Origin of the sequence: Enterobacter sp. FUJ80071 (assembly GCF_038739915.1) — a bacterium.
GTDB lineage: Bacteria > Pseudomonadota > Gammaproteobacteria > Enterobacterales > Enterobacteriaceae > Enterobacter > Enterobacter kobei.
Window position 1 is genome coordinate 1 of record NZ_JBBXKH010000005.1, and the last position, 6670, is coordinate 6670.

General features: G+C 46.5%; 4 protein-coding genes. 3 read left to right on the forward strand and 1 reads right to left on the reverse strand.

What is annotated here, in order from left to right:
- Positions 1-137: 137 nt before the first annotated feature.
- Positions 138-773 (reverse strand): hypothetical protein, encoded by a 636-nt coding sequence (locus AAER43_RS25820; protein ID WP_023279901.1) that lies wholly within the window; start codon positions 771-773, stop codon positions 138-140.
- Between the two features lie 613 nt (positions 774-1386).
- Between AAER43_RS25820 and AAER43_RS25825 the strand changes: the two genes are divergently transcribed.
- Genes AAER43_RS25825 through AAER43_RS25835 form a run of 3 tightly spaced genes read left to right on the forward strand, consistent with a single transcriptional unit; the run spans position 1387 to position 6492 of the window.
- On the forward strand, positions 1387-2634 hold the full coding sequence (locus AAER43_RS25825) for a site-specific integrase (protein WP_007897923.1): 1248 nt from the start codon (positions 1387-1389) through the stop codon (positions 2632-2634).
- Positions 2621-4387 carry a hypothetical protein gene (locus AAER43_RS25830; RefSeq protein WP_007897920.1) on the forward strand — a complete coding sequence of 589 codons (1767 nt, stop codon included), beginning with the start codon at positions 2621-2623 and terminating at the stop codon, positions 4385-4387. Before AAER43_RS25825 ends, AAER43_RS25830 begins: the two co-directional genes overlap by 14 nt.
- Complete coding sequence (locus tag AAER43_RS25835; protein WP_017384059.1) at positions 4375-6492, forward strand: hypothetical protein; 2118 nt, start codon at positions 4375-4377, stop codon at positions 6490-6492. The genes AAER43_RS25830 and AAER43_RS25835 overlap by 13 nt, the downstream gene beginning before the upstream one ends.
- The last annotated feature ends 178 nt before the right edge of the window (positions 6493-6670 follow it).

Consider the following 6670-nt stretch of genomic DNA (forward strand, 5'->3'; position numbering starts at 1 on the left):
TTACTCTTGTTTTTATGTATTTAGAGTTAAACTCTACTTTTCTATTTTTAGAATTCAAGCTATTCATCGTAATTGAGAGATATCCTTTTAATGTTCAGCAAGCCTGTTAAAAGCACTTTATCTGAACCGCGTTTTGCCTAAATCCTGCTCAATATATACTCTCCCTGAGTTCTGAAATCCTCAAATTCCCCAATCTTAAAGCATTGATACATAGATGATGTCAGATAATGCGCAATCATCTCACCGCCAATATGGATCCGTTCCGGGTGTGAGTATGTCGCCTGTATAGCCCTTTGTTCATTCATCATTACAGGAATTGTCTGCAACAAATCCCCATCCAGGATTTGGCACTCAGGTTTTACTCCTGTTCCGTATTGTAATTGCTCTGATTCGAAATCATGGACTGAGCGATAGGCGAACGAAACGATATTTCCTGTTTCCTCGCAAATTGCGAACTGATAAACACTGGTTGTCACCGTTGAAGAAGAGGGAATTGCATGGTCATGCTTGTATTGTTTCCACAGCCTCCTTAGACAGGCCGATGTATGATAATTGAGATTTTGTATACCTGATACGACCATTCTGGTTGATGCTTCAAGCAACCAGGTGTTAGAAAATCCACCTGCCCCCGTACCTGCTATGATGGTTCTTAGCTGGGGGATGTAACCTGCTTTGGAAACAAAAGATAACGGCTCCCCATTATCGGTGACGGCAAGGGTATCTGTTACAATCAGTGCTTGTGCTTCGTCTGTATAAAATATCAGTGATGACATATTTTCCTCATCCAGAAAAGACATTACATGAATCACAGAACAGGTCACTACAACCACGTGAAAGGGAGTCAGACCATTTTCCAGAGGTAAATATATTCTTGTGTTTGGACGCGTTGCGGTTCTCTGTAAAAAATATATAGCACAAACAAAAGTCCCCGCAGGGATAAATATAGTTATATGCGCTTTTTCTGCTGGCTTTTACAATTGAAAGTGACAGGTAAACGAAATGTGTTACAGGTTTCTTTTGCTTTTCGTTGGGTTCTGTATATGCGAATTTACCCTGTGTGTTATTTTTGCAATGGACTCAGGCTGTATTCAATCAATTAAGGTTTACTTCTGGCATTAAGATGTATCCGTTGCCTGTTTTTTAAGGGCACGGTTTGTGCCGGGAAATGAAAATCACATCTTAAGTTCTTCACTCAAAGGATTTGTGATGTTTATCACGTATGGTCCGGGTAACGTGTTGAGGTCAATGTATTGCATCGTGATGGTGTCGTTACATCTTTTACTTTCCTCCTGATTTGCATATTCACTCCCGGCAACCTGGTTGTTTGTTTTTTCTTCTTCCGGATTTATAGTGTAGGCATGAGGTGGCGTTTCAGGGCGACAGACTGTGAGGATAATCACTAACATTCATGCGCGTTATGGGCGTGTCAGCAAACTGGATGCAACAGAGCCGAAACTGAAATTTGAACCCGGATTTCTGTATGCTGAAATACCTTATATTAGCGGCATCCAGAATCGAAAACTGAGCCGATATGTACACTTTTATCTTATGGATAAAGCTATCCTGCAGGCCAGGGATTTAAAGCCTTTAGCCCGGGCATTTTTACGCTGGATAAGGTGGCTGGAGGATAACGGACTTGACCCTTTCACCCCGGGAACGTTGAAATACCAAAGCCCTACATATGGCTTCAGGGAGTATCTTCTGGGGGCCGTAAGGCAGGGGCGCATCGCCTCATCCACCGCGGCGGTGTACATCAGCGTTATCCGACGGTTTTACGTATTTCTGGGCAAGTGTGGTGAGCTGGCTGCCAGCTCATTTTTTACGTTGGTCGAAAAAGTCGTTGACGGGCGACGCAAGGTGATAAGTTCGGATCTTGCCATCAGGATAACCAGCACAACAAAAAGGACAATCAACCCACTGAATGATGCAGAGGTTCATATCCTGGATGAGGCACTGAAATCTGAGTCCGGGTTGTTCAGTTTAATGATTGTGCTGATGAAAAATTGTGGGTTACGGCTGGATGAAATGCTGACCCTGCCGTCGTCACTCTTTACTGAAGAGTACCTTGCCAGTGTCCCTGTATCTGAGTTGACCATCAGGGGGCTTCATATTGGTCCGAGATGCGGAGTTCATACGAAGTTTGGGATGACGCGAGAACTCTTCATCACCAGACGATTGTACGAGCAGGTTCTGGATTATCTGGCGGATGAGGAGTATGAAAAGAAGATCCAAAAATGGCGTGCACGACAGGGTGGGGAAGGGCGGCACGAGCCTTTATTTTTAATGGCAAACGGGAAACGGATGTCTGAAAAAGCCTTTTACTCCCGCTGGTACAGTTTTCGCCATCGCCTGGCCCGGTCTGCTCCGGGAAATGTGTTCAGACATAAACCCCATGATTTGCGGGCAACGTTTGCGACCCATTTTTTACGCTCGGCACTGAGTTGCTATCCCGATCAGGCCGCAAATGCGCTGGGTACAGTAAAATACTGGATGGGCCATAAAAGCGAAAATACGACGATGAAATACATCGTCTTTCTTCAGCAAAACCAGATTTCTGATGCAGTCGCCGGGGTCATGGACGCATTGATTGACGGTGCTGCAGGTCGCGATGGAGCCATATATGAGCCGGAGTGAAACGCAGATAACGTGGATGGCCGAAAATGTGCTGTCATGGGAGACGGTCAGCGGACACATCACTCAGCGGGATCTGAACCGATATTATTTACTTGACGTTTATCTTCAGGCTCATTTTTCAGATTATGTGTTGCTCCCCGGATGGTTTAGTGAACATTCGCATCTTGCCCGCCCTGAAAAACGCGATTTTATTGCCTCTCTGAAACGATTTCTTCTGTCTTACCGTCCCGCCGGAAGGTTAACCATTTTCCGTTATCTCAATATGTTTTTTATATGGCAGTCAGTCAATCAGTATGACTATGGCACGGCTGAAGGCGTTGAAATGTATATTAAACATCTCATGAACGATATTCGTCGGCGAAAAATTTCAGTCAGGATGGCAAGACACTACTTGTCCGTGGTCAACCGGTTTTTGCTTACGGGCGGGCAGATTCAGAGGCGGTATGAATATGAATTCTTACCGAAAGGAACGTATCAGCAGCAGGGAAGGGATAGCTATACCAGGAATGAACTTTCCGAGATCCTGAGGCAGTTGTCATCCATGAATGAGTTCCTTGCGGGATGTATCCGGGAGCATATCGCTAAATCGGAAAAAGGGGTGCGGCATTTCTCACCGTCTTTGCTGGCACCTGTTTATGAAGCGTATTTCCGGTATCCGGGAGAGAACGGGGTCAGCAGGGCAGAGATCATCATCAGGGACGTTCTGGAAAATTACTTTCTTACTTCTTTTTTTCTGTTCTGTTACCACACATGGGGAAACACCTCTCAGGTTCTGGGTCTGACGCGGGATGATATACATCTGGATGAAAAGGGTATCAGCACTGATTATGTTTATAAGGGGAGAGCGAATAAGTATATACGTCTGACGATAGGTAAATCGGAGTATGTGACCAAACGTGCGGGCTATTACTGGTTTCTGTCTTTTATCAGGCTCAGGGACGACATCGTTAACTATCTGGTTTCCGCAGATAACTTCCCTCCGGTACAGGCGCTGTTTCTGAGTGAGCCGCAGGTGAAATTCCGTAAGCTTTATTCTCTTAATCCCAGTCATCTGACTAAATTTTCTAACTCTGAGGGGGCGTGGGCCACGATGCGGCAGCTTAATCCCTCGCTTCCATCAATTACCGTTTCTGGCTTGCGCAAAACGTCTGAGCAGTATACGGACAGAACATTAAAGAATGGTCTGATTACGGCGGAAAAAGCACAGCATAACTGGGGCACTTACAGGCGGAATTATGCTGCAGGTAACCCACAGGGGGCGAAGGAAAACTTCAGTGCTGCACTTGATACGCTTATGAATCAGGGGATTGCGACACGTGCGTTATCCGAGCGGGTAAAAGTTGCTGATGAGCTGGGGATCGATCTGCGTGGAAGCGATGAGGGTGTGGATCTTTTATTGAATGGCCTGGGATGTCGATCGCAGGAGCCGCCTACAGATATTGAATTGCGCTTTATAAAAAAGCAAAAACGATTTGGCCGGACACCAAAGGCTTGTGCGGATTTTTCTCATTGTGTCGAATGTTCAAAAAGTTGCGTTGTGGAAACGCTGGAGTCTGTATGGCTCCTGCTGTCATTCAGGCATGCTATCGAGTATGGAAAACCGTTGTACATCGGTTCGGTCAATGCTGTGGAGCGTTATGAAACGTTACTCCTGAAGATTGATTTACGGCTTGGGCTGGTAGATGAGGCGACCCTGAAAAAAGCGCGCGTTAAACTTCAGCGAGAAGGTGTGGCTCCGGTATGGCAGATTTGAAGAAAAAAGAGGTAAGCCGTAGTCGAATGGCGGAGTTTCCTGCCGGAACGCCGCTTCGTTCAGGGGATGAGTTTCCGACTGAGGATATCATCTGTGAGGCACTAGAAAACAAAAGCTTTGAACGTCTGAATAACTGCCTGGTTATCGCCAGCTCAGATGAACATGATATGCGTTTTATCAATGAGGAGACGCTGAATATTTATTTCAGGGATGATGTCTGGACCAATCGCTATGTCAGAACCCATATTGGTGAAACGTTAAGAACCGTTAATTTTTCAGGCATACGGGATCCTGAACTGCGTCTTGAAGCCAAAATCATCTCAGCCAGCCTGCTCTGGATTGTCGGCAGGACCGCGAAGACGCAGTCCCTGATCCGGAAATGTGCAAACATTGTGGCGGGAGCCCGTATTATTGAGTCTATGGGGTATCGCAGTCTGTTTCAGCTTCGTTTTCCGCTTGTCCGGAATGCTTTCATTGTAAAGATGAAGGAGGAGGATGAGCACGGCAGGAAGCGTTCTGAAAGAACATTACGTAATTACTTTATGGACCTGGCGGATATCTCGCTGACAGGTCATACCCGTCTTCGAAAATACGGTTACTTTCCTGATATTAGCTTCGACAGTTACAACAGTGTGGATGATTCAAACCAGACATATTGTATGCCTTTCAGTCTTATGATGTCTGTCTGGGAAGGGCTGATTACTGAACTGGATGCTGAAATCAGTGATTTCGATTTTGACGGGTTTTCCCGGCTGTGCGCTATCATAAACGGTTTTTATGATTCGCCTTACTATACGTCGATGCTGGAAGCCCGTAAAAGAGGGACAGCAAAAAGCATACCGGATTACCGGGCCGCGTATTACTACAATATTGTTGCCGGGGAAATTCGGGCGCTTTTCGCGACACTTGGCCCCGGGATGCAGGGCTGGTTCTCGGTACATAAAAATAAGCGCTGGAGATCTGATTTTATTGGCGTTGATCACATAAAGCTGAACACCTGGCATTTTGAGCTGACGTTAAAAGTCATGAATGTGATACAGGCCATGTCGGGGATGAGACACAGCGAAGTGCTTGGCGTGATGCACGGTTCACTGATTTATGATGGTGATATCCTGGGACTTCGTTCGGTGTTGCATAAGTTCGCCCCGGAAGGTGGAAGTCACGAAGACTGGGTTGTTTGTCGCTATGTGGAAAAGCCTTTTCAGCATTTACGCAGAATTAATCAAATCATGACAGGCCTGGACGGGAAGACGCTGGACAATGTTCCATTGTCTTTAAATATCAGGTCGTGGTTCTCGGAGCAAAAACTCTCTTTTATGGGGACGCAGCGCCAGACTGAGTGGGCAAAGAAATTTGTGAAAAGACACCATCTGTTCATCCGACGTGACCATATTGATGAGTTCAGGCTTTTAAATCCAAACATACGTGATGATGAACGCGTTGCGATGGAGATTCGGGAGGGGGCTTTCTGGCCATTGCGAACCCATCAGTTTCGCCGTTCACTTGCTGTACACCTCAGGCGTCTTGATCTGATTTCTACTAATGATCTTATCCGGCAGTTTAAGCACTTAATCAGAGGCATGACGGAGTGGTATATGTCCGGTGCACTCAACGCTTCGCATTTTAGCCGGGCGATCCCTCAGGCATTCGCTGCCGAGATTGAGAGGGTTGATACCGAACTCTCAGCTTCCAGGGCTGTTTCTTATCAGCATGAAGGCCTGCTTTATGGCGAAGGCGGGAAGTTACTGATGTCCCAGAGAGGTGGGCACTTACATCAGATGACGTTTCCTACACTGAAAAAAGCGATGAGCATGGCTAAACGAGGCGGGCAAAAACTGGTATCTCTTGGAAACGGTTTTTATTGCATGAATGGCCATGACTGCGAGTTTAAGGCGGTTGTTCAGTCAGCGTCCTGCAATCCGGGATGTGAGAACATGCTGGCCGGAGCTGATTCTGTTCCCGTGTGGAAACGCAGGATGGCTCATTATGACAACCTTCTGGAGATTGCCGTGCGAAATAATGCTCCTCAGGCTGACAGGGATTTTCTGATGCTTGAGAGAGATTTTTATGCAGATGCTGTCCGTTTTTTTGAAAAGGATGAATAGAGCATGACGAACGAACAGTCGGGGGTTAAAAAAACACAGGCAAGAGCAGAGCAGGCCCTGAGGGAACTGATGTTATCAGGGGAGCGTATCAGCCAGTATGCTGTGGAAAAACGAGCGGGGCTGGCAAACGGCACCCTGAATTATAACTGTCCTGAGTACAGGCAGGTCAGGGAGGCTA